Source organism: Nitrospiraceae bacterium (assembly GCA_019637075.1).
Taxonomy (GTDB): Bacteria; Nitrospirota; Nitrospiria; order Nitrospirales; family Nitrospiraceae; genus JAHBWI01.
This window is the reverse complement of the sequence record JAHBWI010000001.1, coordinates 231,894-256,750: the sequence shown is the minus strand read 5'-3', so window position 1 is coordinate 256,750 and position 24,857 is coordinate 231,894. Positions and strand designations below refer to the sequence as shown.

Here is a 24,857-nt window from a genome sequence, read left to right as displayed (position 1 = left end):
AGAGGCCATCAGCCATCTGCTCTTTTATTTGGGGAGATCAACGACATGGTGAAAATTCTCATCCTGGGGCCGACGCTTCAGGCCCGGGTACCTGAAACGGACTTGGAACTCGATGTAGAGGAGCCGATGTCCGTCAAGAAGCTCCTGGCCAGCCGAGCGGAACAATTCGGGCCCCTGTTGCCGATCGCCCAGCAGGGGGAACTGATCGTGACCGTGAATAAGAAGGTGAGCACGCTGGATTCGCTGGTCAAGGACGGCGACGTGCTGAAACTGTCCCACCAATCCCGGGCTTCTTACGACGGCACGCGCGACATCCCTTCCTAAATCCGCCGCCACCTCGTTCCGATGGTCCCATGCGGATTCGCTCGGCGCTGCGGAGCGTCCGGCTAGGGTTCCGCCCAGTCGCCTTCCCTCGAAACTGATTCTACGCTGGAATCAGTGAACAACTGAACCAGGGCACATCCGGCAAGGTTCCGTTTCCTTCCATTCATCGAACCAAACGCGGGGGCGCTATGCGGTGGCTGCTCCGGTCGCTCTGTGGTGCAGTCCTATTGTGGATGGTGAGTATCTCAATGGGGGCGATGCTCGCCGCGGCTGAGCCAAGGCCGCCGGCGACCGGGAATCAACCGGAGCAGAACCCATCGACCGCTCCCCCCAGCATCGATCCTGGAATCGTGCAGCATCCCAAGACCCTGCCGTCGCCGGATTCGGTGGTGGTGCCGCCGGAGGTCGATCGGCGCATGACGGTGGATCCGGAAACGCGAAAGCGGCGGGACCCCGATGTCTCACGACCCGATAATCCCACTCGGCCGGTGCCGATGCCGCCCGCGCCACCCGATCCCATTCCCATGCCTCCGCGGACCCCGTCGCCATCGCCCTAGCACAAGCGGGAATGGAGCAGTGAACGTTCGGCAAGCACCTGGTTCAACCTATTTCTTGCAGGGAGGGTGTGATGAAGGTCGTGACAAACGTGGAAGGCAATCCGGCTGAGGGGTATCGCGTGGTGGGCGACATCGTCGGAACGATGACCCGCCGATTCAAACCGGACGAAAGCGCGCTGGACGTCGCCATTGAAATGGTGACGAGCCACATCAGCGGCGCGCCGGTCGTCGGCCGAGACTATGAATTTCTTGGCTTCATCAATGAGGGCGACATCATCCGCGCAGTCGATCGGGGCACTGACCTCCGGACGGCGCAGGCCCGCGACATCATGAACTCCGCGTTCGTGGCGGTGAAGGATGATACCTCGCTCACCAGCGTGGCCCGGCTCTTCGAGATGGGCTTTCAGATCCTGCCGGTCGTGCAGAATGGGAAAGTGACGCGGAGCATCACGCGGCACGATTTGCTGCGGGCCCAGCTTGGTCTGGGGCCTTCGGTCGATGAGACCTAAAGACGTATCTCGTGATGCGTGAAGCGTATCCCGAGGTGGGAAGAAAGAATCACGTGGGGCTGAAGGGCGCGTGTGTGCCGGCTGCCCGTTCTCACCCTTGTCTGCGCTTGGCGCGACTCGTCGGGACAGCGGTGAGGGGATCGTCCGGCCAGTGGTGTTTCGGATACCGACCGCGCAATTCTTTCTTCACATCGAGGTACGTCGCGCGCCAGAAGTTAGCCAAGTCCTTGGTGACCTGCACCGGTCGCCCCGCCGGCGACAGCAGGTGTACCATCACCGGCACCGTGCCGCCGGCCAGTCGCGGTGTCTCCTGACAGCCGAACATTTCCTGCAGCCGCACCGCCAGCACCGGCGACGCGCCCGCTTCATAGTCCAGCCGAATATGGGAGCCGCTCGGCACGGTCAGGTGGGTCGGCGCCATCCGTTCCAACTCTTGCCGTTGCGGCCAGGTCAGCAGGCTTTCGAGGGCCGGGGCCAAATCCAGTCGTCGCACCTGCGCCAAACTCGTCGCACCGCTCAGGAAGGGACCGAGCCAGCGATGAAGATCCTTGAGCAGCGCCTCGTCCGACACGTCGGGCCAGGTCGAATCGAGACGATGGAGAAATTGGACGCGCGCCTGCCACTGACGAAGTTCCGGCGTCCAGCCCAATGAACTCGTGCCGGCCCGTGTAATGCCCGAGAGGAGAGCCGCCAGAATCTGTTCCGGGTCCGGATCCGGGAGCCCGCGATCCTCCAGCACGAGCTGCCCCAACCGGCGCTGCCTCCTGGCGCGAACGGTTTCGGTTCGCTCGTCCCACTCCAATACATCGACCACACGAAGTTGCTCGGTGCAGTAGCGTTCGAGTTGAGTTGCGGTGATCGGAGCCGCAAGCTGCACACGGGCCCAATCGCCCGAGCCGTCCAAATGGGCAATCACCAGGAACGGTTCCTCGGAGAGGCCGTCGACCGTGGGGAATGACGCCCCTCGACCGTTGGCCAAGCGGTACCGACGATCGGGACCCGGCAACCGCCGGGCGATGCGGTCGGGATAGGCGAAGGCCAACAGGGGGCCCATCAGGTCCGGCGCGAGGGCGGCGGCAGGGCCAGCCGGCAATTGACGCTGCCATTGTTCCGCGGCCCGCTGGATTCGGTGCGCCACGGCCCGATTCACGGTCGCACCTGCCGGATGATCGCGAGTGCCGCGAAGCGCCTCGAGTCGGAGCCTCAGATCGCTGTGACGCTGGCCCGGTCCGCCCTGCAAGAGGTCCCGCTCGCTGAGCACCGCCGCCACGTCACAGGCCAACGGCTTCCAGCCGAGCGGAACGGACTTCACCATCATGTGGGCCAGGCGTGGGTGCACCGTCACATGCGCCAGTTCTCGACCGTGGGCCGTGAGCCGGCCTTCCGCGTCGAGCGCCCCCAATTGCGCGAGGAGTTCGCGCGCCTGCGCCAACGCGCCGGCAGGAGGTGGGTCGAGCCACGAAAGTTCGCCCGCATCGTTGGCGCCCCATTCGGCCAGGTCCAAGGCCAACGGCGCCAAGTCTGCTTCAAGAATTTCAGGGACTCGGTGCGGCAGGAACGCCTGTTGCTCGGCGGCCGTCCAGAGGCGATAGCAGGAGCCGGGTTCCGTTCGGCCCGCGCGACCGCGTCGTTGATCCGCCGCATCCAAGGTGACGCGCGAGGTCTCGAGCCTGGTGAGCCCGCTACGGGGATCGAAGCGTGGCACGCGCATCAGGCCTGCGTCGATCACCACGCGCACGCCTTCGATCGTGAGACTGGTTTCGGCGATCGAGGTTGCGAGCACGATCTTGCGGCGTCCCGTCGGAGCGGGGCGGATGGCTTCGTCTTGAGCATCTTGGGGGAGATCCCCGTGAAGCGGCGTGATTGCGATGTCCTGATCGGTCCCGGACTCCAGCAGGTGCCGCTCCACCCGCTTGATCTCCGCCATGCCGGGCAGAAAGACCAGAAGACTGCCGGAGTCGCGCGCGAGCGCCTGCGTGATCGCTCGGACGACCGCGGCTTCGATCGGTCCTTCCACCGGCCGTTCGAGAAGATGAGTGGTCACCGGGAATTGCCGCCCGGGGCAGGTCATCGTCTCGGCGTCCGACAAGACCTGGGTCACCGACGCGCAATCCAATGTGGCGGACATGACGAGCAGTCGAAGGTCCGGGCGAAACAGGCGTTGGGCTTCGCGGGCCAAGGCCAGGCCCAGATCGGCCTGGAGGCTGCGTTCGTGAAATTCGTCGAAGATGACGAGACCGTAGGTTTCCAGCGACGGATCCTGCTGGAGCAGGCGCGTGAGGATCCCTTCCGTCACCACCTCAATCCGCGTGGCCCGGCTGATCTTCGTATCGTGGCGAATGCGATAGCCGATCGTGCGCCCGACCGGTTCGCCGAGTTGCCGCGCCATGAAGGTGGCCGCGGCGCGGGTGGCCAAGCGTCGAGGCTCCAGCATCACGATCTTGCGATTCTCCAGCCAGGGCTCGTTCAGGATCGCGAGGGGGACGCGCGTCGTTTTGCCCGCGCCGGGCTCGGCGGTGAGCAAGAGATTGCGGCCTGCCGCTAGGGAACGGCGCAGCGCCGGCAAGACCTCTTCTATTGGTAAGCGGTCCATGGTAGGGTGCGTCCTTGGTGAAGAGCTTATAGCATAGACATGATGACGTATAGGAGGATCGTGAAGCGTCGCTCGTGAAGCGCATTTCGTACCGAGGGCCTACACGTCTGACCGGCCCGCGAGATACGAGCGACGAGATGCAAGGCTATGGTCCAACTCATGTGGACAAAGCAGAAACCGAAGGCGTCCGGTTGGTACTGGTGGCGGGGACTGGAACGGGACACCGAGCCCTTGATCGTGTACGTCGATGAGGTCGGCTATTTTCAATGGCCCGATGGGGCGTCGCAAGAAGTCGGCCTCACCAAAGGCGAGTGGGCCGGCCCGCTCGATCCGCCTGCCGAACCCTGATCCTCATGCCCACGCCAGAGATCACGCCCCAGGCCGGCCCGCTTTCGCTTCCTCCTGCTTGTGAACGAGCGCTCCTTGAACGGTTCTTGAAAGCCGAAGCGATGGCCCTGTGGGCCGTGCGATCCGCCAAGCTACGCGACATTCCCCGTCACGTGCAGACTTTCCTGGACCGGCATGAGGCGGATGAGGAAGAGCATTTGCGCCGTTTCGAACTCATCCTCGACAAGACTCCGCGCGAACGCACGGATCTCCCCAGCGTGCCGGCAAGCTGGGAGGCGCTGGCCGTGCAGCTGTTCGGCTACGAAGCCTTGGGGCTCGAGTTCGCCAAGCTGCTGGCCACGGTCAGACCGGATCTCGGGGAGATTCTGGACGATGAACTCGTCCATGTGGAGTTTTTCGAGCGGGAATTGCGGAAGATCGTCGAGGCCGGGGGCGGAAGGGCAAAACAGGCGCGGGTGACGGCGGGGGCTTGGTGGAAAAGGCTGCCGAGGACCGTCGAGCGCTATCTCGGCGATGAGAGCTTGGCACCCTATCGCGCCGACCTCACGGGGCGGATCCTCTCCGCTATCGAATCACGATTCACTGCCCTGGGCTTGTTGACCTTGCCGATCGAGTGATCCTAGCCGGACAAGGTTCCGTAAGATCAGATTCCCAGCAGCGAGCCTCGCCGGATGGTCGAGATGGCCATCCGGCGAGACTGCAGACCTGCTTAGAACTGCAAGTTGGCGTTGATCGCCGCCAAGACCTGATTCTTGTTCAGGCCGTCGTTGTAGGGCGCCCGCTGCCCGTCGAACCAATCGGCTCGGACTTCCGGCCGGATCAGCACGTTCGGGTGAGGCCGGTAGTTGAGGCCCGCGCTGAGCGAATAGAAGGATCCGGCGAAGGGACCCAGGTTGGGGTTGCCGCGAACCGGATTCCCGCCGACTCTGGTCCCGGCTTCGTCACGCATCCATTCGAACCGCAAGCCGGCCCGCCATTGCTGCGCGAACTGGTAGTACAGGTAGTTGTCGATCCCGTACCAACGCGCCGTGCCTCCGTCCAACTTGCCTTGGTCCTGATAGGCATAGTGGTGATGGAAGACGTACTCCCAGCGCTCGGCCGGATGGGCGGTGAAGATGAGGCTGTACCGCGTTCTCGTCTCGAATTGCGTGGCGACGGCGCTCGGTTCGTTGCCGGTCACCATGGCGAGTTGGAGGGACCAGAGATTTTCCGGCGCCGTGTACTTGATGCTGGCCAAGCCGCTCGCCGTCTCTTTCGTCCGATCCAACGAATCCCACCCGTTCACGACGCCACCCTGCAGGGTGACTCGTTCGTTGAGGTTCCAGGTGGCCAAGCCGCCCCAGTGGGTGAAGGGGCCGGCGAATTGATAGGCGAAGGACTTTGAATAAAAGAAGTTGTTGATGGCCGGCACGCCCTCGTACCCGATGATCGTGTAGAAGTGGCCGAGCTTCACGGAAAACTTTTGGTTGCCGATCTCGGCATAGGCTTGCGGAATCGCCAGACCATAATGTTGGCCGGCTTCAGTCCACCGCTGCGTGCCGTTCGCGTGGCGCTCGACGCCGTTGCTTTGCGTCAGAAAGTAGTCGTAGCCGTACATCACGTCGATCCGGCCGCCGATGCCCCAATCGCTGCCCGTCGCGGTCAGGGGCTTGTCGAACACGAGGTACAGCTGGTTGAGCTGCGGGATGTCGCGGTCGACCGCATTGTACGGTCCGTTGAAATGGCTGCGTGGACTCGTGGCGTTGTACGTGTAGCCGCCGTCGATCCAGCCGCGGACACGAATGAAGCTGTCCTGCGGAAAGAACCGGTGGATGCCCTTGTCGTCGGGCCGCAGCAGGTCGTCGGTCCAATGGGTACCCGGGGCTGGGTTGCTTTCACCCCCGGCGCTTTGCGCACGGGCCACACCGGCCCCGGCAGTGCCCAAGCACAGCAGGCCCGCGAGAAACGCTGTCATGAGTCGCTGAGACATAGCTCTCCTTCCTCCTCCTGAATAATCCGGTACGTTGATTGGAAACTCCGCGGCGCGAGATGGGATTGAAATCAGCCGGCACCGAGCGGGACAGACCGACTCCGTGCGTGTTCACCCAGCGCCCTTCGACGCGAGAGTGCGGCAGTGTAGCAAGGCGGGATGATGACGAAAATTAGGCGTAGTCTGTACTGGATTTCACTGGGGTTGAAACGCTCTGACCGTTCGAAGGCGCAAACGGAAGCGGGGCGTGGGAATGCTAGCTCGCTGCAGGCACCAACCCGCCGACGACACCCATCCTGCGGAACTTTTGGTCTCGTTGGTTCAGGAGTTGGTCGGTAGATAGATCGCAGAGGGGATAGAGCTGATTCGTCAGGGCCTTGGCGACGCGGTCCGCCACGGAGCGGGGTTCGCGGTGCGCACCGCCGAGCGGTTCCGGGATGACTTCATCGACGATTCCAAGGCCGACGAGATCCTGGGCCGTCATCTTCAACGAGGCTGCGGCATCGGGCACCTTGGCGGGATCGTCGTACAAAATCGCGGCGCAGCCTTCGGGGGAAATCACGGAGTAGACGGAATGTTCCAGCATCAGAATCCGGTCACTCACGCCCAGGGCCAGGGCTCCGCCGCTGCCGCCTTCGCCGATCACGATGGAAATGATGGGCACGGACAATCGGGACATGACCAGAAGATTGCGGGCGATCGCTTCGGCCTGGCCGCGCTCCTCGGCGCCGATGCCGGGGTAGGCCCCCGGGGTGTCGATGAAGGTGACGATCGGACGGTTGAACTTTTCCGCCAGCCGCATCAGACGGAGCGCCTTGCGGTAACCTTCGGGATTGGGCATGCCGAAGTTGCGCTGCATCCGCTCCTTGAGCGTTTTGCCCTTTTGGTGGCCGATGATCATGACCGATCGGTCATTGAAGCGGGCAAAGCCGCCCACGATGGCGCGGTCGTCGCCGAACCCGCGGTCCCCGTGCAATTCCATGAAATCCCGGCAGAGTTCGCCGATGTAGTCCAGCGTGGTCGGCCGTTGGGGATGGCGGGCCAACTGCGTGCGTTGCCAGGGCGTGAGGCTGCTGTACAGTTCGTGTTCGACCTGCGCCAGTTTCCCGCGCAGCTTGCGAATTTCTTCCTGGGTGCCGGCCTTCGGCGATTCGGCGGAAGCCAGCTTCTCGATTTTCTCTTCGAGTTCGCGGATCGGTTTTTCGAAATCGAGATAGTCTCTCATGTGGACGTCCCCATTAAGGGTTCAACCCAGTATTCCGGTCAGGATACCAAAGTAATAGTGCCCTTGCCTAGCACTTCCTCAATATCTGCCATGAAGTGTTCGCTGGGGGTAATCTTCACGTCCGGGAGCGGAGCCGTCTGGGCTTCCAGGGTCGGACTCACCACAAAGACCAAGGAGACGCTCGAGGAGCCCGGATATTTTTGGAACACCTGGCGCAGGATGGGCAATCGGGTCGACATGCCCGGGCTGTCGGCCAGGCGGATGGTGACTTTGGAGATGTTCTTGTTCTGTAGTTCGGCCAAGGGTTCGATCTTGCTGCCGCGCAGCTTGGTGCCCTTTTCGCCTCGATCCACGGTGCCCGTGAGCCGCACGACTCGCTCGGGGACGATCAGATCGGCGCTTTCCCGATAGAGGTCGGGGAAGGCTATCACTTCTACCATCCCGTGTAAATCCTCCAGCGTGATGTAGGCCATGCGGTCGCCCTTTTTGGTCAGCATGCTCTTCACCGCCGTGATGATTCCGCAGAGCTTCACCTCCCGGCCGTCCTGAACGTTCCCCACCTGTTCGGTCGTCGTGGTGGCGAAGAGACGGATGGCGGCTTCATAGCGCGCGAGCGGGTGGGCGCTGATGTAGAAGCCCGTCAGCTCCCGCTCGTACTTGAGCATGTCGCCCTGGCTCCACTCGGGCACGTCGGGCAGTTTCGGCTCGTCCAAGGTCTGGGTCGTCCCCGGCAGTTCGTCGCCGAAGATGCTCGTTTGCCCCATCGCCCGCTCTTTTTGAATCGTCGCGCCTTCTTCCATCGCCTGGTCGAGTACCGCGATGAATTGGGAACGGCGGCCGCCCATCGAATCGAACGCGCCGGCCTTGATCAGCCCTTCCATCATCCGCTTGTTGACCTTGTGCATGTCGGCGCGCCGGCAAAAATCGAAGAACGAGCGGAAGGGGCCGGTCTCGTTCCGGATCTCGATGATGGATTCGACCGCGCCTTCGCCCACGTTCTTGATCGCCGCGAGGCCGAACCGGATGCCGCCGTCCACGACCGCGAAGTATTTCTGGCTCTGGTTCACGTCGGGCGGCAACACCGGGATGCCGAGCCCGCGGCATTCGGTGAAGTAGCCCACGATCTTGTCGGCGTTGCCCATGTCGCTGGTCATGAGCGCGGCCATGAATTCGGTCGGGTAGTGCGCCTTGAGATAGGCCGTCTGGTAGCAGACCACCGCGTAGGCCGCCGCGTGCGACTTGTTGAACCCGTAGCCGGCGAACTTTTGGATCAGCTCGTAAAGCTTGTCCGCTTTCTTTTCCTGGATCTTCTTCCCCTTCGCGCCTTCCAGGAACTGCACGCGGAGCTTTTCCATCTCCTCGGGCTTCTTCTTTCCCATCGCGCGGCGGAGAATGTCGGCTTGTCCGAGCGAGAACCCGGCCACCTTGTTGGCGATGGCCATGACCTGCTCCTGGTACACGATGACGCCGTACGTGTCCTTCAGGATCGGTTCGAGCTCGGGCGTCTCGTAGGTGATCGGGATCTTGCCCTGCTTGCGCTTGATGAAGTCCGGGATCAGGTCCATCGGACCGGGGCGATAGAGCGCGATGATGGCGATGATGTCTTCGAAGCGGTCCGGCTTCAGCCCCATCAACAGGTCGCGCATGCCGGAGCTTTCCAGCTGGAACACACCGGTGGTCTTGCCCGAAGAGAGCAGGGCGAACGTGGCGGCATCGTCGAACGCCAGTTGGTCCACGTGCAGCGGCGGCTGATCCGGGCGCCCTTCATTGACGAGATTCTCGGCGCGGTGAATCATCGTGAGCGTCTTCAAGCCCAAGAAGTCGAACTTCACCAGCCCGATCTTCTCGACGTCGCCCATCGAATATTGCGTGACGATTTCGTCCTTGGGACCCTTGTAGAGCGGGACGTGCTCGGTCAGCGGTTGGTCGGAGATCACGACGCCGGCCGCGTGGGTCGAGGCGTGGCGCGCGAGCCCTTCGAGCGACTGCGCTACCGACATGAGCTCCTGGACCTTCGGGTCCTTGTCGACCAATTCCTTGAGCCGCGGTTCCTGCTCGAGCGCCTTGTCGAGCGTGATCTTGAGGTCGTCGGGCACGAGCTTCGCGATGCGGTCCACCTCGGCGTAGGGCATTTCGAGCACGCGGCCCACGTCGCGGATCGCCGCCTTCGCCTTCATCGTCCCGAACGTGATGATCTGCGCGACGTGGTCCTCGCCGTACTTGTGGATCACATAGTTGATCACCTCATCCCGGCGATCCATGCAGAAGTCCATGTCGATATCCGGCAGGGACACGCGCTCGGGATTGAGGAACCGTTCGAAGAGGAGCGAGTAGACCAGGGGGTCCAAGTCCGTGATGCGCAGGGCGTAGGCGACCAGGCTGCCCGCCGCCGATCCGCGTCCAGGTCCGACAGGGATGCCGCGCGAGCGGGCGAACTTGATGATGTCCCACACGATCAGGAAGTACCCGGCGAAGCCCATCGAGCAGATCACCGCCAGCTCTTCTTTCAACCGCAACTGGTAGACCTGCTCGGGAATCGCGCTCGGCCGTTCCTTTAGGCGCGCCGCGAGGCCATCCTTGGCCAACTGCTCCACATACGTTTCGCGGGTGAAGCCTTCCGGCACCTTGAATTGCGGCAAGTAGGTCTTGTTCAGCGCCAGCTCGAGCGTGCAGGCCTCGGCGATCTTCACCGTGTTCGAGACCGCCGTCGGCAGTTCCTTGAACTCGCGCAGGATCTCCTCCGTCGATTTGACGTAGAGCTGATCCGTGTCGAACTTCATCCGGTTCGGATCGTTGATGGTCTTGCCGGTTTGGAGGCAGAGCATCAGGTCGTGCGGGCGGGAGTCTTCCTTCTTGAGATAGTGGCAGTCGTTCGTCCCGGCCAGGGGGATATCGAGCTTCTTATGGATCTCGAGCAGCCCTTCGTTCGCGATGCGCTGGTGCTCGAGCCCGTTGGCCTGGAGTTCGAGGTAGTAATTGTCCTTCCCGAAGATCTCGCGATACTCGCCCGCGACCTTGGTGGCGCCCTCCAGGTCTTTTTGTCCGATGAGGTACGCGACCTCGCCGCTCAAGCAGCCGGAGAGGGCGATCAATCCCTCGCTATGCTGCTGAAGAATCTCTTTGTCCATCCGCGGCTTATAGTAGAACCCTTCAAGATATGCTTTGCTCACCAGCTTGACGAGGTTCTGGTATCCCTTGAGGTTTTGCGCCAGCAGAATCAGATGGTAGTAGTCGTTGTGGGCGAGCCCGCTGTCCTTGGCCAAGCGGCTGCCTGGGGCCATGTAGGCTTCGCAGCCGATGATGGCCTTGACCCCCGCATCCTTCGCCTTCCGGTAGAACTCAACCGCCCCGAACATGTTGCCGTGGTCGGTCATGGCCACGGCCGGTTGGCCGAATTCCTTGACGCGCTTCACGAGCGGCTCGATCTGGTTTGCACCGTCGAGGAGGCTGTACTGGGTATGCAGATGGAGGTGGACGAATTGGGATGACATGGATCGAAAGAGTGGTTCGGCGGATTCTAGAAGTATGGGGTGGTGAAGTCAAACGTGGATGGGGAGGGGCGGGGAGTTGCGGTCATCCTCAGCTCCCGGAGCGCGCACCAAGATCGCATCATATTTTTAAGTAGAGGGCGGTGCTCGCTCGACGGCCGCAGGGGATGACCGCAACTCCCCGCCCCTGGGGGATTCATCTCATCCCATATATATCGAAGGCGTGTGCGATGTTGGGGGAAGGGGGTCGCTCTTGGAAGTTGTTGGATTCCGATTCTTCAGGCCGTGGGGATGAGTCGGAGAAAGGCCGAGGGGCGGACGATCAAGATCTTCTGGTACCGCTCAAGGACAAGCAGGTCATTGTCTCCCGTGACGATATAGTCCGCCTTGCCCTCGATCGCGCAGCTCAACACGGGAAGGTCGTCGGGATCGCGCAGGGTGACTGGGGGTAACGTGCCCGTTCCGACGAGAATCGTGGCTCCCGTGAGGAGCTTTAAGATCTCGCGGATGTCTGTCGTCGAGAGGTTGTATCGGGTCCGAATCTTGGGGCGAGAGATCGCGCTTCGAAACTCTGAAAGCAACGGCGGGCTGGTGACCAGATCGAATCGACCATCTCTCCAGGCTTGCACGATGCGTGCGGGGGTGCCCTTCGGAGTGATGAGGGCGCTGATCAGGGTGTTGGTGTCGAGGACCGCTCTAGGCACTCCGACGCCGGGATTTTCTGATGATGGTCTTGATCTCCGCCACTGCTTCCGATGCATCGCGTGCCGCCTGCCGCGCAGACTTCCCGCGATTCTTGTCCCACAGGCGATCGACGACGCGGAAGAGGCGCTCGCGCTTTGAAGTCAGCGATTGGTAGCGCTCGAAGTCAATCATGGCAACGACCGGCTTGCCATCTTGTTCGACAATGACCGTGTCTTTCTTGCTGTGAACGCGGCCGAGCAACTCTGAAAAGTCGCGCCGGGCGCGTGTAAGGCTCAGTTTCTTTACCATGCGGCGGATTCTAGAAGTATGGGGTGGTGAAGTCAAACGGGTGAGAGGGAAGAGCGGGGGAGGAAGTTCCTGTCGCTCGCAGAGGCCCCACGAAGATCCATCTGTAGGTGCATCCAGAGGGCTGTGGTCCCTCGATGCGCGCGCTAGGAACTTCCTTCCCCCGCGTTTCTTCATCCCAATAGAGAGAAGGGGAGGTAGCAAGCTCGGAAGGATCATTGGTAGGCGGCTGTGGTCCCTCCCGGGCAACGGCGCGTCTTGCCGGCCCAGCGATGCGTTTTTATTGTCATTCATGCATCGCTTGAGGTTCAGTTCCGGTCGCTTTAAGTTTGAAAATGTCGGCTCCTGATGGGGATTTCCGGCGGTTTGCGGTGGATTTGTCCTTGAGCCGTCGCTACACTGTCGCCGGAAAAAATCCCGATTGAGTGGAGGAATCGTCGATGCCGCGCAACGATCAGGCCGTGCGCCTGTTGGTGATCCTGAAGCATCTCGAGGCGTCTCGGATGGGGTTGACGTTGGAGCAACTGGGCGAGCTGCTCGCGCCCGGCGCGACCCGCCATCCTAGGACGCTCCGCCGCGATCTTGCGGCGCTCGAAGAGGCCGGCTATCCGCTCGTGACCAACCGCGTCAACGGGCAGACCACCTGGCGTCTGATGGAAGGGGTGCGCAACGCGCCGGGCCTGCGCTTTTCTCCGACCGAGTTGATGGCCCTGACCTTCACGCGCCGGCTGATCACCCCGCTCGAGGGGACCGAATTGCACACGTCGCTCCAGTCCGCCTTGGGCAAGGCGGCGGCGGCGCTCCCGACCCATGGGGTCGCGCTGGTCCAACAGCTCGACGGCACCTTCACGGTCGGCCTCGGTCCGCACAAGCGCTATCGGCAGCATCGCGAGACGATCGACCGGCTCACGCGCGCCATCACCGACAAGACGGCGATCCAGATGCGCTACGACTCCGCCTCGCGCGGCCGGACGACCAGGCGCGCGGTCGATCCCTACCGGCTGTGGTATGCGGCGGGTGGGCTGTACCTGATCGGCTATTGCCACCTGCGGCGGGAGCCGCGCATGTTCGCGGTGGAGCGGATCAAGTCCGTCACGCTCACCGACAATCCCTATCAAGTGCCGCTGCATTTCGACTTCGACGCCTTCGTGCAGGACGCCCTGACCGTGATGCGGGGGCCGCGCATCGACGTGCAGTTGGAGTTCGACCGCGCCACCGCCGCCTGGGTAAAGGATCGGGTCTGGCACGGCACGCAGGTCATGACCAGGCTCAAGGGCGGCGGTCTCCGCATGAGCCTCTCGGTGGCCGACAGCCGCGAATTGATCGGCTGGATCTTGAGCTTCGGAAGCGGCGTCCGAGTCATGAAGCCGGACGCGTTGCGGCAAGTCGTCGTGGAAGAGGCCAAGAAAATCGCCGACCAGTGATGGGGCGTGGGATGGCGTATAGCAAACGGCAAGAGGGGAGGGAAGCCGGAAGAGCAGGGGGTGACCGACTGTCCAGTTTCGCCGGTAATCCCGCATCTCACCTCTAACCTCTGACGCCCTTCTCCCACGAACCACGCTTCACGAAATACGAACGACGTCTTCGAGTGACCTATTCTGTCACGCAACGTGTGTTGTCTCTGCGATAGTCACGCTGTTTCGGAGTGACCTTGGATGTCACGCCCATGGGGTATCCTGTTCCCGATTTTGACTCGATGGGCTTTCTCTCACGTGGAGGGGAAGCGTTGAGGGGAACGTCAGGGAACAGGGGAGGTGCCTATGCGACAGGCAATCGTGGCCGCAACCGTCGTGGTGATCCTCGTAGGCACGGGTGGCAGCGCGGGCGCCGAGCCCGGCTTCGGCGAGAAGTACGAGCGCGACTACAACATTTTCAATCCCGCGAATCAGTACCGGCCGGACAATCCGCTGAACCCCGCGCAGGCCTACAGCCCGAGCAATCCGTTCAATCCCATCAACCGCTACGATCCCAACAACCCCGCCAACCCGATCAACCAGTACAACCTCAACAATCCTTTCAATCCAATCAATCGCTACAACCAGGCCAATCCGCTGAACCCGATCAATGAGTTCAATTCCAACGTGCCGTTTGCGCCGTTGGGGAAATGATGGCGGATAGCGGATAGCGAATGGCGAATAGCTTATGGTCAGAGGTAACGGCGAAATACGAACCACGCTTCACGAGATACGAGATACGCAGCGAGGTGAACCATGGCCGGTGACAACAACAGAGCCTGGAACGACGAGGCGACGATCCGTTGCCGATTCAGTTTCATCTGTCCGAAGCAGTGGCAGAGGCTGAAGCCGACGATGGAGCAGGATGTGCGCTATTGCCTCGAATGCCGCCGCGACGTGCACCTCGCGAAGACCGACGAGGCCATCACGCAGCATCAGGCGTTGGGCCACTGCATCGCCGTGCCGGTAGTGCGTGAGGGAAGCGCCGAGGATGGCGAAACCGGGTGGATCGTGGGGAACGCGGGGATGGGTTATGGTTAGGCCATTGTATCTACGAATCACAACGGGTATCCTTGCGGCGCTTGAGATGCGCAGGCGATGGTCCCGAACGAATGTAAATGACATCTGATGACGGAGAGAATGAAAAGGAGGGAGCAATGAGCCTGTGCGAACTGAACCGGCGCAACCTCTGTAAGACATTCGTGACGCTTGGGCTGCTGACTCTCAGTGATGGGTTGAGAGCGGTGGGAATCGGAAAAGCGGCAGAGAGCAATCGGCCGGCCGCCGGCCGCCATGCAACTGAACAAGAAGGACTCATCAATGTCCTGATTGCGCGTCCTGCCAAGAGGCGCAATCATCGGGAAACGACAGAACGATGGAATGAGGAATAGGAACTGCCCATGAGCAATCACGACGAATTCGCACGGTGGTTTCGGCAAGCGACCGGCAATGAGCCTTACCCATTTCAAATTCGCTTTGCCTGTGAGCCGGAACTACCCGAGCTTGTGGATGTGCCGACTGGGTTGGGAAAAACGGCCATGGCGGTATTGGGGTGGCTGTGGCGGCGCCGCTTTGCTGAAGAGACAGTCAGGAAGGCCACTCCAAGGCGATTGGTGTATTGCCTGCCGATGCGAGTGCTAGTGGAGCAGACCAAAGGTGAGACCAGCAAGTGGATTGCCGAAATTCAGAAACGCTATCCCACAGAAATGGTTCAACCTCTCAAGGTGCACGTTCTCATGGGTGGCGAGGATGAAGAAGATTGGGACATCTATCCCGAATGCGATCAGATTATTATTGGGACTCAGGATATGTTGCTCTCGCGTGCGCTCAATCGTGGTTATGCCGCCACTCGATCTCGCTGGCCGGTAAAATTTGGATTGCTTAACACGGACTGCCTATGGGTGTTCGATGAGATTCAGTTGATGGGGGCGGGACTGTCGACGACTACACAACTTGATGCGTTCCGGCGGGTACTTCCCGCCAAGGATTCGGATAACGCTAAGAACGGCCATGGTTGTCGCAGTGTATGGATGTCCGCGACGTTGCATCGCGATTGGCTGAATACTGTAGATTTTAAAGAACATGCAGACAGCCTCTCGCAACTCGCGCTAAATCAGGATGACCACCGCACTGGTGAGGTCAAGAAGCGCTGGACAGCGAAGAAGCCGTTGAAGAAAACCGAGGCAGTAATGGGCGACATCTCTGTGCTGGCCAAAGAGGTCCGCAAAGCCCATAAACCGGGTAAGCGCACTATTGTCATCCTCAACACAGTCAAACGGGCATGTGAACTGTGCAAGGTGCTAGACGCTGATGCCAAGAGTAAACCCCACGCCACTGAACCCGCTATCGTCTTGCTGCACTCGCGGTTTAGGCCTGAGGACCGAAAGAGACAGGTGGAGCGAGCGCTTGCTGCAATTGAACCGGATCAGCCAGGCATCATCGTTGTCAGTACGCAGGTCATCGAGGCGGGCGTGGACCTCAGTGCGACGACATTGTTCACAGAGCCGGCCCCATGGGCGTCTTTGGTTCAACGATTTGGCAGATGCAATCGCAGAGGGGAGGCAAACGCTGATGCCGCAGTTTATCGAATTGTCATGCCAACGAAGAGTTCGGCTACGGAAAATCTGGTTGCCCCTTATGATCTGAAGGATTTCAAGGCCGGAGAAGAGCAGTTGGAGAAACTGTCCGATGTGGGGTTAAAAAGCCTTTGCGAAAGTTCACTGCCCTTACGTTTTGAACATACGCATGTGATACGCCGAAAAGATCTGATTGATCTGTTTGACACTACGCCGGACTTGGCCGGTAACGACATTGACATTGATCATTTTATTCGCGATATCGAAGAGAGTGATGTGCGGGTGTTTTGGCGTGATTGGGAGCAGCTCAAAGGATATGAGTCTCCGTCGGAGGAGGAATCCGCCCCTCGTCTCGATGAACTTTGCTCTGCTCCGGTCGGGAGTGAAAAAAAACCCGGCTTCCGACAATTCGCTAAACAACACAGCGGAAAAGTCTGGCGGTGGAATTTCCTTGATAGGAAGTGGGAGAAGGCCGATGCAGGGAAGGTCGCGCCAGGGCAAGTGTTTCTCATTCATGTCAAAGCCGGAGGATATTCGACGAAAATGGGCTGGAATCCGGAGAGTAGAGATACTGTTGTTCCGATTCCTCCGCCGACAGGAACAAATGGAGATGTTGAAGACGCTACGGATGATGACCCTCTCTCTCATATCAAGCGCTGGCAGACCATTGCCGAACATACGGAGGATCTCTGCCAGGAAGTGAATCAAATACTCGATGCGTTGTCTGTTAACCAAGACGAAGGGCAGGCAATTCGCCATGCCGCCCGCTGGCATGATCGAGGAAAAGCGCACGAAGTCTTTCGGGGAGCATTGCCTGATGGTTCGCCAAAACCTGGAGAAGTTTGGGCCAAGGCGCCGGGGCGATGGAAGAAGTATAGCCGTCGGCACTTCCGTCATGAACTTGCTTCCGCTTTATCAGTCCTTGATCCACAAAACGACAAGATTCCTGACGACCTAAGAAACCTTGTGGCTTATCTCGTTGCTTCCCACCACGGGAAGGTGCGTCTCTCGATCCGTTCGCTGCCTGGTGAAAGGCGTCCAGATGGTGATCGCCGTTTTGCCAGGGGAATATGGGACAGCGACAGGCTTCCGACAACTGATTTGGGTGACGATGTGATTGCGCCAGCCGTCCAACTCTCGCTGGAACCGATGGAATTGGGGTTGTGCGAACAGGTGCCGTTTCGTGGATTGCCTTCATGGGCTGAGCGCATGCTAGGTCTTCGCCATACACTCGGTCCGTTCCGGCTGGCCTATCTTGAGGCCATCCTTCGGGCAGCGGATATGCGGGCTAGTCGGGACGCGGAGCAGAGAGCAATGACACAACAGCCGGGACACATATCTCCCTAGGGGAAGGAGGCTACATTGTGAAACTGGCCAGCTTTGAAGCCATTGTTCGCGCGTTAAACGAAGCTGGTGTACGCTATCTAGTCGCCGGAGGGCTTGCCGTGAACGCGCACGGCTATCTGCGCTTTACCAAGGATGCCGACTTCGTCATCCAGTTGATTCCGGACAATGTGAAGCGCGCATTTGCCTCGCTCCAGACGCTCGGTTACAAGCCGCTGGCACCGGTCACGGCGGAGCAATTTGCCGATCAAGCTACACGGGAGGGATGGATACGCGACAAGAACATGCAGGTGTTGCAACTGTGGAGCGATCGTCACCGTGATACATCGATTGACATATTCGTCCAGGAGCCATTCCCGTTTGAGGATGAGTATGCCAACGCATTGATCAAGCCGCTGTATGGAGCCATAGAAGTTCGATTCGTCAGCATCCCCACGCTGATCAAGATGAAAGAAGCGGCAGGTCGAGAGCAGGACAGGATTGATATCGAACACTTGCGCATGAGGTTGGAAGACGATGCCGGAAAATAGGCCACACATTTCAGAATTCGACTGGCGTTTGACCAGCTTCGAGGGGTCGCGTCGAGAACAACTACGGCGCTGGGCGCAATTGCCATTGGAAGATATTCTGCTTGCCATCGAGGAAATGCAGGACATCGCTCAACAGTTGGGCACAGCGCCGGTCTATGAGCAGGGAGAGTCTGTGCGAGGCGCGAGTGTAAGCGAGCAGTCGGTTCAATATGAAAATGGCAATACACAATATGACCTTGAATTGTCTGGCTGCACACCTGAGCCGCTGATGCTAGGCGGTCTTCATACAGGAAGTCTGGGCCACTATCTTGCTGCTCTAGGGGTGCTTCATGCCGCAACTCAAATGAATGGGGACATTGCCATTCGCGGTTGCTGGAAAGACGAAAGGTTTCTTGTATGTGGCCCTACCGCAGTCCTTAACCGTGAAGCTTTGTGCACATACTTGCTCAAAAAGTGGAAGCCGGCTCCATTCGAGCGATGGTGGGGTCCTGTCCAAACTGCGAGTAAGAATGATAGTGATGCAATACCCAAAGCGCGGGCATGCGAGTCTGATGATCGCATAGATCGTCTCGACGCGGTAATGGTCCAAGCAAATCGGCGCATCTTCAACGACTTGTTCGGGACGGGTGGAAATATAGGCAAACGCGACTTGGCAGCTGTGTGGAAGCGATGTCTTGAGTTGACGAATAAGCCTGATGCCGGGTCATGGCTTGAGCACACACTTTTTGGTGTTGAGGATAAACCGCTTCCTGAGCTTAAAAGTGCTGGTACATGGTTCGTATACTCCAATAAAACCTTCAACAGTGGCCAGGAATGGTACCGGGAAGGTCGGCTTTCTCCTTGGTCTTTTTTGCTCGCTATAGAAGGTGCTCTTCTCATTCGTGGGGCGATTCACAGACGAATTGGAACGCAAACGAAAGGCAGAGCTGTCTTCCCTTTTATGTGTCGCCCGACGGAACCACCGACTGACGGGCAGGTTGCTCACGGACGATGCGAGTTCTGGGCTCCGCTATGGAATAAGCCTGCCGCAATGGCGGAGATCGCGGCATTGTTACAGGGAGGGCTGGCAGAGGTGGACGGGCGTTCCGCCACTGCTCCGCACGAGTTTGCGACTGCCGCGCTTCACGCAGGGGTCGATGCGGGCATATCTGCATTTGTACGTTTCGAGTTCCGGCAGACAACGAGCGCAAAGGTTTTCGAAGCATTGCCACGGGAGCGGATTCAGGTGCATCGCCAAGCAGGTCTGCGCTACTCACGACTTCTCCTACCCCTCATCACCAAGCGTTGGATCGACCGGCTTCCGTTTGAACCCAGAGATTCAAAGCAACGTGGAAAATTCGTTGGACTGCGCGGTCCCGTGGAGGTCGCCATTATTCATCTATCCGAGGAGCCAGAGGACTCCGAGAGATGGCAGAGATTGCTATTGTTGATTGCGCAAACGCAGCGGCGTATCGACCAAAACAGAAACTTGCGCGAGCGGTGCGTCCCGGTGCCCAGACTGGATGTAAGTTGGTTCGATCGGGCGTGGCCTGAACCACCTCCGGAACTGTGTGTGGCACGCGGAATTGCCTCTATTCGGGGAGAACCATCGTTAATCGATGGTTTAACGAAACCTGCAGATCCTTTGCTTGTGAATATTTTTGGGGTCGAGATAGCTGAGAGCGGCATCCCTTTGTTTCCGAAGGCTCGTCCCAATAGAGCCATTTGGCATGAGGGCAATCCGACCAGACGCCTAATCGATGTACTGCACCGTCGACTCCTCGACGCAACAGAGCTTGATTTATCACCACTTCATGCGTCGCGACCGTGCAGTATCACCAAGGTTGCGCTCTATCTCACAGGGGGATCCGTATTCGACGATGAACTGCTGGTACGATGGCTCCCAGCATTGACCCTCATTGATTGGAGCAAAGGGATTCGTAACTGGCAGGATAAGCCCATTGAGCCCTCTGAGAGAATCCATCCTCTATACTCGCTCTTCCGACCGATAGTTGAGCCTCAGGACATAAGAGTGAACGGAAAATTGCTCTTTCCAGTTACTCAGAACGACTCTCGAAAACCTCATGCTGCTGCAATTCGATGCCTCCTGAACCTGATTCTTCAAAATCAGGTTCAGGAGGCAATCGCTCATGCGCGCCGTCGCTATCTTAGCGCCGGTTGGCGGACCTTCGATCCGCCGGACAATGAGATGTCGCTTGATGTAGAACGATTTGCAGCGGCGTTACTGATTCCAGTTGATCCTGTCGAGGTAGCTGCCCAGCTAAAAAAAGATTGGTTGCTGCCATCCCCGAGTAAGAATGAAAGGAGAATTGCATGCCCAAGCTGAACCTCAATGAAAACAACTGGCAGGCGGAAGCTCTCAGGGCAGATGGCCCGGCTTGCCTCGCCATCCGTGCGTGCTTAGAACCAGTTGCAGGAATGGCACGTTTCCAACCGGCCGGGTTCCCTGAAATTGGCCATGTTATTTATGATGCACCTCGCGAAGACTCACGCTCAGAAAAGATCTGCATTGTTGACAGCCCTGCGAGCATGGCTAATCACTTGGAGTCCGTTTGCATGGACGGACCGACTGACCTTCATGAGGATCTCTTAGGCCTCCCATATGTCAAGTGCGTTACGGATAAAGGTGATGCTCCATCCCAGGATGATCCTCTCAACACTATAGTCTGCACAACATTGAGTGAAGGGCATCGCCTTGCCTCGGACTATTTTCTTGACGCCTTTATAAATCCCACATGGCGTCAGAAAAGTCAGGAGACTGAAACTCAGAAGCAAACAAAGATTGGAACTGGGTCTCGAAAGAAGGAAACTCAGCAAAAGACAGCTCCGGCAGAGTGGGTAGGTGTCAAGTTCCGGGCCCAACTGCGTCAAGAGTTCGGCATTAAGGAGGTCAAGAAGGATAAAACATACTTTATATGGCCGGATACGTGGTGGACTATTTACCGTACACTGTTCACGTACGACCCTAACTCTCTCATCCACGGTGTCATGTTTGCCAAGGAGCAGATCAAGCTCAGCCGGATTCTCACAGCACATCTAGAGGCTTTTGGGGCTGCCCGTGTGGGAAGTTCCGGCGTTAAGTTCGACCGTCTAGGCAAGACCACTTCCGGTCAGCCTATATTCGCCGTCGATGAGGAGACGTCCCATACTATCGTTGCGACTTTTATTATAGACCTGGCGTTACTCCGGTCATACGGGCGCAACAATACAGGATTGAACGAAAAGCAGAAGCGCCTGCTTCTTGACCTCGCCATTTGGAAAATTAAACGCTTACTCCAATCACCGTTCCGCTTCCGCACAGGTTGCCAATTGCTCTGCAGTGGGATTGCATGGTGGGATGAAATGGATGGTCCAAACGTTCCAGACGATCATTCCCACAAACCTGACGAACTGTCCGTGAGCATAAAGGATTCGATCTCCAACTGTGAATTCGGTAACAATGTAGTCAAGGTGTATTACCCATCCAGCGAATTGTTTAAGACTGTAGAAGACAGTGAGCCCGCTGCGTCACAAGTCCAAGATTTGCCGGAGCCTGAAGACAGCGATGACGAAGAGGATTGATTTATGCCCGTGGTAATTGAACAGACCTTTCCGCTTGGACGGTTCCATGCCACACGTTGGAACCAGAATCCATTTGAAGACCGAGTGGGTGAATGGCCGCCGTCACCATGGCGGTTCATTCGCACCCTGGCTGCACGGTGGTTCCAGTATCAACGTGAGACGGGCACTGACAATACGCATCTTCGCGATGAATTGCTTCAAGCTTTGGCCGGTGAGTTGCCATCGTTCCATCTTCCCGCACAAACCTGGCAAGGACAGGACTTGCGTCAGTACCATCCCACTCAGGTCAAGTTCACTAAGACAAAGGACGTCCCGGAAGTCAAAGTTCCTCTACCAACACTTGCTCTCGACAAGTATCGTGCTGTACCTGCTGCTGAGCCCGTTTACTGGATCTGGTCCTCTTGTAGGCTTTCAGAAGAAGCAGTCCATCTATTACGTCAGCTTCTGAGACGCATCCACTACTTCGGACGTGCTGAGACGTGGACAATAATGCAACTGATTGAGAACAGCAGGGATATCACTATCAATTGCGAACTGCGGACGAGCATAATTTCTGGGTCGGTTCCTGTTCTTGCGCACAAGAGGGATCAAGTTCTCGATGTTGATATCTTACTTGCAAACACAGACGACAAGCGACTTTCTAGATCTCGAATCCCAGCGGGAACAGTGTGGTATCACGCCGTATTTCCGCGGTGTTCAAAGGGTACGACGGTCTCACGCGAGCGATCAGGTGCTTCCCTGATTCAAGTCGTCCGTTATGCCCTCGACTCAGTCGTTCTTCCCTTAGTTACTGACACTCTGCCTGTAGCAGAAGCGGCGAGGCGTAATCTGATGGGCATTCACGGAAGGTTGACTGCGCAGGGTGGCATTCGAGGACGGTCCGACGTGCTGTCGGGCAAGGATCACCAGGGGAAACGGCTGATCAACCACCGGCACGCGTATTATCTGCCGACTGACGAGGATGGAGACGGCCGTCTGGACCACCTGACGGTATATGCGGCGGGAGGTTTTGATCCAGATGAGCGGGGCGCACTCGACCGCCTAAGGGAACTCAAGATGGGCTGGGACGATGAGGAACGCCATCCGCTTCTCCTGCTTCTGTTGGGTATGGGCGCAGCGGACGAGTATACCCCCGGCCCATTGCGTGCGTCTAAGATATGGGAGTCCTCAACTCCATACGTTGCCACGCGCTACGCCAAAACTAAAGGTCAGCATCAAATCGACTTGCGATCGCCAGAGGCTCGCGCCACGTTTCTTCAGGAAGACCTTCGGAAGCAATTGGCCGATGTGCGGCCTGAGTTGGCTGGCGTGGATCGGACGATGGTGACTATCGAACCACTTTGGGATAACCATCATGTTTTCACGATTGCTAGTCGCTGGCGGCCGATTCAGTTCAAGCGCTTCCGACGCAAGGCTGGTGACGACGGAGGCCGACGCCTAGCCGGGGCATTTCGACTGATCTTCCCCAACCCTGTTCCTGGCCCTCTCGCGCTCGGCCATTCTTCCCACTTCGGCCTCGGCCAGTTCGTGCCGGTGGTGGAGGATCCTCCACCACCATGATGATGTTGAGCTACTCAAGATCGAATGTTCCATGGGTTCTCCGGCGTCGGTTATGAGAACAGAGCGATTTAGCCGTCGACCGTTCTTTGACAACTGAATATTTCCAGACCTCCTGCCGATAAGGGGGTATGGAGAACAAATACCTAGGCCCGTCCACGGGGAGCGACCTCCCGTTGCTCCCCGCCAGGATGGTCAATGAGTTTGCCTATTGCCCGCGTCTGGCCTACTTCGAATGGGTCGACGGGGTGTTCACCGACAATGCGGAGACCGCCGAGGGGCGGTTCCACCATCGACGGGTGGACCAAGCACCGGCGAGGAAAACCCGGCAGACCGAGGAGGGCGAGTCGAATGACACCACCATCCACCAGCGATCGGTGTGGCTCTCGTCGGAACATCTGGGGGTGACGGCGAAAATCGATCTGGTGGAGGGCGAAGGCACGACGGTCGTGCCGGTGGACTACAAGCGCGGCAAGCGTCCGCACACGGCACAGGGAGCGTGGGAACCGGAACGGGTCCAGCTCTGTCTGCAAGGCCTCTTGCTCAGAGAACAAGGGTTTACGTGCGATCATGGGGTGCTGTATTTCGTGGGATCTCGCGAACGCGTGGAGGTGCTGTTCGACGAGGAACTGGTCGCCCGTACGCGTGAATTGGTGGAGGGGATGAAGGCGACGACGGCCGCCCCCATTGCTCCGCCGCCGCTGGTCGACAGTCCGAAGTGTCCTCGCTGCTCGCTCGTGGGGCTCTGTCTGCCGGATGAGGTGGGGTGGCTCCGGACTCCGCATGAAGGGGAGGGCCCGGCTCTTCGGAAACTGGTTCCCACCAATGACGACGCGCTACCGCTGCATGTGCAGACGCCGGGGGCAAAGCTGGCGAAGGACGGCGAATGCCTGAAGATCAAGGACCATGATGAAGTCATCGGCGAAGCGCGCCTGGTGGAGACCTCGCAGGTGGTGCTCTATGGAGCCGTGCAGGTCAGTACGCAGGTCGTGCAGGAACTCTGCAAACGAGGCATTCCGCTCGTCTACTGTTCCAGCGGGGGGTGGTTCTATGGGATGACTTCCGGTCTCCTGCACAAGCACGTCGATCTGCGCCGACGGCAATACGCCGTGGCGGCCGATCCGGTGCGCTGTCTGACGCTGGCGCGACGCTTCGTGCAGGCGAAGATCGCTAATTCCAGAACCTTGCTGCGGCGGAACCATCGGGCCGCTCCGGACACCGTGATCCAGGATTTGAAGCGGGACCAAGTGCAAGCCGGCACGGCAGAGTCGTTGGAATCCCTGCTCGGCATCGAGGGCACGGCCGCGCGCCGCTATTTCTCGGAATTTTCCGGGATGCTGAAGGAGGCCGAACCGGGCGCACGATTCGATTTCGACGGCCGGAATCGCCGTCCTCCGCGCGATCCGGTCAATGCCATGCTCTCGCTGCTCTATTCGATGCTCGCGCGCGAGTGGACGGTCGTATTGCAGAGCGTGGGGCTCGATCCTTACCTGGGGTTCTATCATCAGCCTCGATACGGACGCCCGGCGCTCGCGTTGGACATGATGGAGGAGTTTCGGCCGCTCATTGCAGATTCCGCCGTTTTGACCGCCATCAATAACGGCGAAATCCGGGTCAGTGACTGGATCGAACGTATGGGGTCGGTCACATTGACGCCCGAAGGACGCCGCCGGCTCATTGAGACTTATGAGCGACGAATGAGCCAGGAGATCACTCATCCGGTGTTCGGCTATCAGATCAGCTACAGACGGGTGCTCGAAGTGCAAGCACGTCTGCTGGGCCGGTATCTGCTCGGCGAGATTCCGGATTTGCCGCCGTTCACCACAAGGTAA

At 59.1% G+C, this 24,857-nt stretch carries 21 protein-coding genes; 15 read left to right on the top strand and 6 right to left on the bottom strand.

Going from position 1 to position 24,857, the window contains the following annotated elements:
• Positions 1-45: 45 nt before the first annotated feature.
• From KF814_01195 to KF814_01185, 3 genes are all read left to right on the top strand, one after another.
• Positions 46-324 carry a hypothetical protein gene (locus KF814_01195; protein MBX3234741.1) on the top strand — a complete coding sequence of 93 codons (279 nt, stop codon included), beginning with the start codon at positions 46-48 and terminating at the stop codon, positions 322-324.
• 248 nt (positions 325-572) lie between these two features.
• Complete coding sequence (locus tag KF814_01190) at positions 573-881, top strand: hypothetical protein (protein MBX3234740.1); 309 nt, start codon at positions 573-575, stop codon at positions 879-881.
• 71 nt (positions 882-952) lie between these two features.
• Positions 953-1,390: a CBS domain-containing protein gene (locus tag KF814_01185; protein MBX3234739.1), complete on the top strand. Its 438-nt coding sequence runs from the start codon at positions 953-955 to the stop codon at positions 1,388-1,390.
• A 91-nt stretch (positions 1,391-1,481) separates the two neighbouring features.
• On the opposite strand, the gene hrpB is transcribed toward KF814_01185, so the two are convergent.
• Positions 1,482-3,983 (bottom strand): ATP-dependent helicase HrpB, encoded by a 2,502-nt coding sequence (gene hrpB / locus KF814_01180; protein ID MBX3234738.1) that lies wholly within the window; start codon positions 3,981-3,983, stop codon positions 1,482-1,484.
• A gap of 147 nt (positions 3,984-4,130) precedes the next feature.
• Between hrpB and KF814_01175 the strand changes: the two genes are divergently transcribed.
• Both KF814_01175 and KF814_01170 read left to right on the top strand, forming a co-directional pair.
• Positions 4,131-4,331 carry a hypothetical protein gene (locus tag KF814_01175; GenBank protein MBX3234737.1) on the top strand — a complete coding sequence of 67 codons (201 nt, stop codon included), beginning with the start codon at positions 4,131-4,133 and terminating at the stop codon, positions 4,329-4,331.
• Positions 4,332-4,336: 5 nt separating this feature from the next.
• Positions 4,337-4,948: a hypothetical protein gene (locus KF814_01170; protein ID MBX3234736.1), complete on the top strand. Its 612-nt coding sequence runs from the start codon at positions 4,337-4,339 to the stop codon at positions 4,946-4,948.
• A gap of 92 nt (positions 4,949-5,040) precedes the next feature.
• Here the strand turns inward: KF814_01170 and KF814_01165 are convergent, their stop codons facing one another.
• From KF814_01165 to KF814_01145, 5 genes are all read right to left on the bottom strand, one after another.
• Positions 5,041-6,300, bottom strand: coding sequence for a porin (locus KF814_01165; protein MBX3234735.1), 1,260 nt, complete (start codon positions 6,298-6,300; stop codon positions 5,041-5,043).
• Positions 6,301-6,556: 256 nt separating this feature from the next.
• The gene (locus KF814_01160; protein MBX3234734.1) at positions 6,557-7,525 is read right to left on the bottom strand and encodes an acetyl-CoA carboxylase carboxyltransferase subunit alpha; all 969 of its coding nucleotides are present in this window, start codon (positions 7,523-7,525) and stop codon (positions 6,557-6,559) included.
• Between the two features lie 38 nt (positions 7,526-7,563).
• A complete protein-coding gene (locus KF814_01155) occupies positions 7,564-11,016 on the bottom strand; it encodes a DNA polymerase III subunit alpha (GenBank protein MBX3234733.1) in 3,453 nt (1,150 codons plus the stop codon).
• A 275-nt stretch (positions 11,017-11,291) separates the two neighbouring features.
• On the bottom strand, positions 11,292-11,717 hold the full coding sequence (locus tag KF814_01150) for a putative toxin-antitoxin system toxin component, PIN family (GenBank protein ID MBX3234732.1): 426 nt from the start codon (positions 11,715-11,717) through the stop codon (positions 11,292-11,294).
• The gene (locus KF814_01145; GenBank protein MBX3234731.1) at positions 11,710-12,006 is read right to left on the bottom strand and encodes a type II toxin-antitoxin system Phd/YefM family antitoxin; all 297 of its coding nucleotides are present in this window, start codon (positions 12,004-12,006) and stop codon (positions 11,710-11,712) included. The genes KF814_01150 and KF814_01145 overlap by 8 nt, the downstream gene beginning before the upstream one ends.
• Before the next feature lie 437 nt (positions 12,007-12,443).
• Here KF814_01145 and KF814_01140 point away from each other — a divergent pair, with 437 nt between their 5' ends.
• The 10 genes from KF814_01140 (at position 12,444) to cas1 (ending at position 24,857) form a co-directional block, all read left to right on the top strand.
• Positions 12,444-13,427, top strand: a complete 984-nt coding sequence (locus KF814_01140; protein ID MBX3234730.1) for a WYL domain-containing transcriptional regulator — start codon at positions 12,444-12,446, stop codon at positions 13,425-13,427.
• Between the two features lie 336 nt (positions 13,428-13,763).
• The gene (locus KF814_01135) at positions 13,764-14,111 is read left to right on the top strand and encodes a hypothetical protein (GenBank protein MBX3234729.1); all 348 of its coding nucleotides are present in this window, start codon (positions 13,764-13,766) and stop codon (positions 14,109-14,111) included.
• Between the two features lie 102 nt (positions 14,112-14,213).
• Positions 14,214-14,498: a hypothetical protein gene (locus KF814_01130; GenBank protein MBX3234728.1), complete on the top strand. Its 285-nt coding sequence runs from the start codon at positions 14,214-14,216 to the stop codon at positions 14,496-14,498.
• A 116-nt stretch (positions 14,499-14,614) separates the two neighbouring features.
• On the top strand, positions 14,615-14,848 hold the full coding sequence (locus KF814_01125; protein ID MBX3234727.1) for a hypothetical protein: 234 nt from the start codon (positions 14,615-14,617) through the stop codon (positions 14,846-14,848).
• Between the two features lie 9 nt (positions 14,849-14,857).
• Positions 14,858-17,380, top strand: coding sequence for a CRISPR-associated helicase Cas3' (gene cas3 / locus KF814_01120; protein MBX3234726.1), 2,523 nt, complete (start codon positions 14,858-14,860; stop codon positions 17,378-17,380).
• 17 nt (positions 17,381-17,397) lie between these two features.
• The gene (locus KF814_01115; GenBank protein ID MBX3234725.1) at positions 17,398-17,907 is read left to right on the top strand and encodes a hypothetical protein; all 510 of its coding nucleotides are present in this window, start codon (positions 17,398-17,400) and stop codon (positions 17,905-17,907) included.
• Positions 17,894-20,233, top strand: coding sequence for a type I-U CRISPR-associated protein Csx17 (csx17, locus tag KF814_01110; protein ID MBX3234724.1), 2,340 nt, complete (start codon positions 17,894-17,896; stop codon positions 20,231-20,233). Before KF814_01115 ends, csx17 begins: the two co-directional genes overlap by 14 nt.
• Positions 20,221-21,468: a type I-U CRISPR-associated protein Cas7 gene (gene cas7u / locus KF814_01105; protein ID MBX3234723.1), complete on the top strand. Its 1,248-nt coding sequence runs from the start codon at positions 20,221-20,223 to the stop codon at positions 21,466-21,468. Before csx17 ends, cas7u begins: the two co-directional genes overlap by 13 nt.
• A gap of 3 nt (positions 21,469-21,471) precedes the next feature.
• Complete coding sequence (gene cas5u6u, locus KF814_01100; protein MBX3234722.1) at positions 21,472-23,028, top strand: type I-U CRISPR-associated protein Cas5/Cas6; 1,557 nt, start codon at positions 21,472-21,474, stop codon at positions 23,026-23,028.
• Positions 23,029-23,156: 128 nt separating this feature from the next.
• Positions 23,157-24,857, top strand: a complete 1,701-nt coding sequence (cas1, locus tag KF814_01095) for a CRISPR-associated endonuclease Cas1 (GenBank protein MBX3234721.1) — start codon at positions 23,157-23,159, stop codon at positions 24,855-24,857.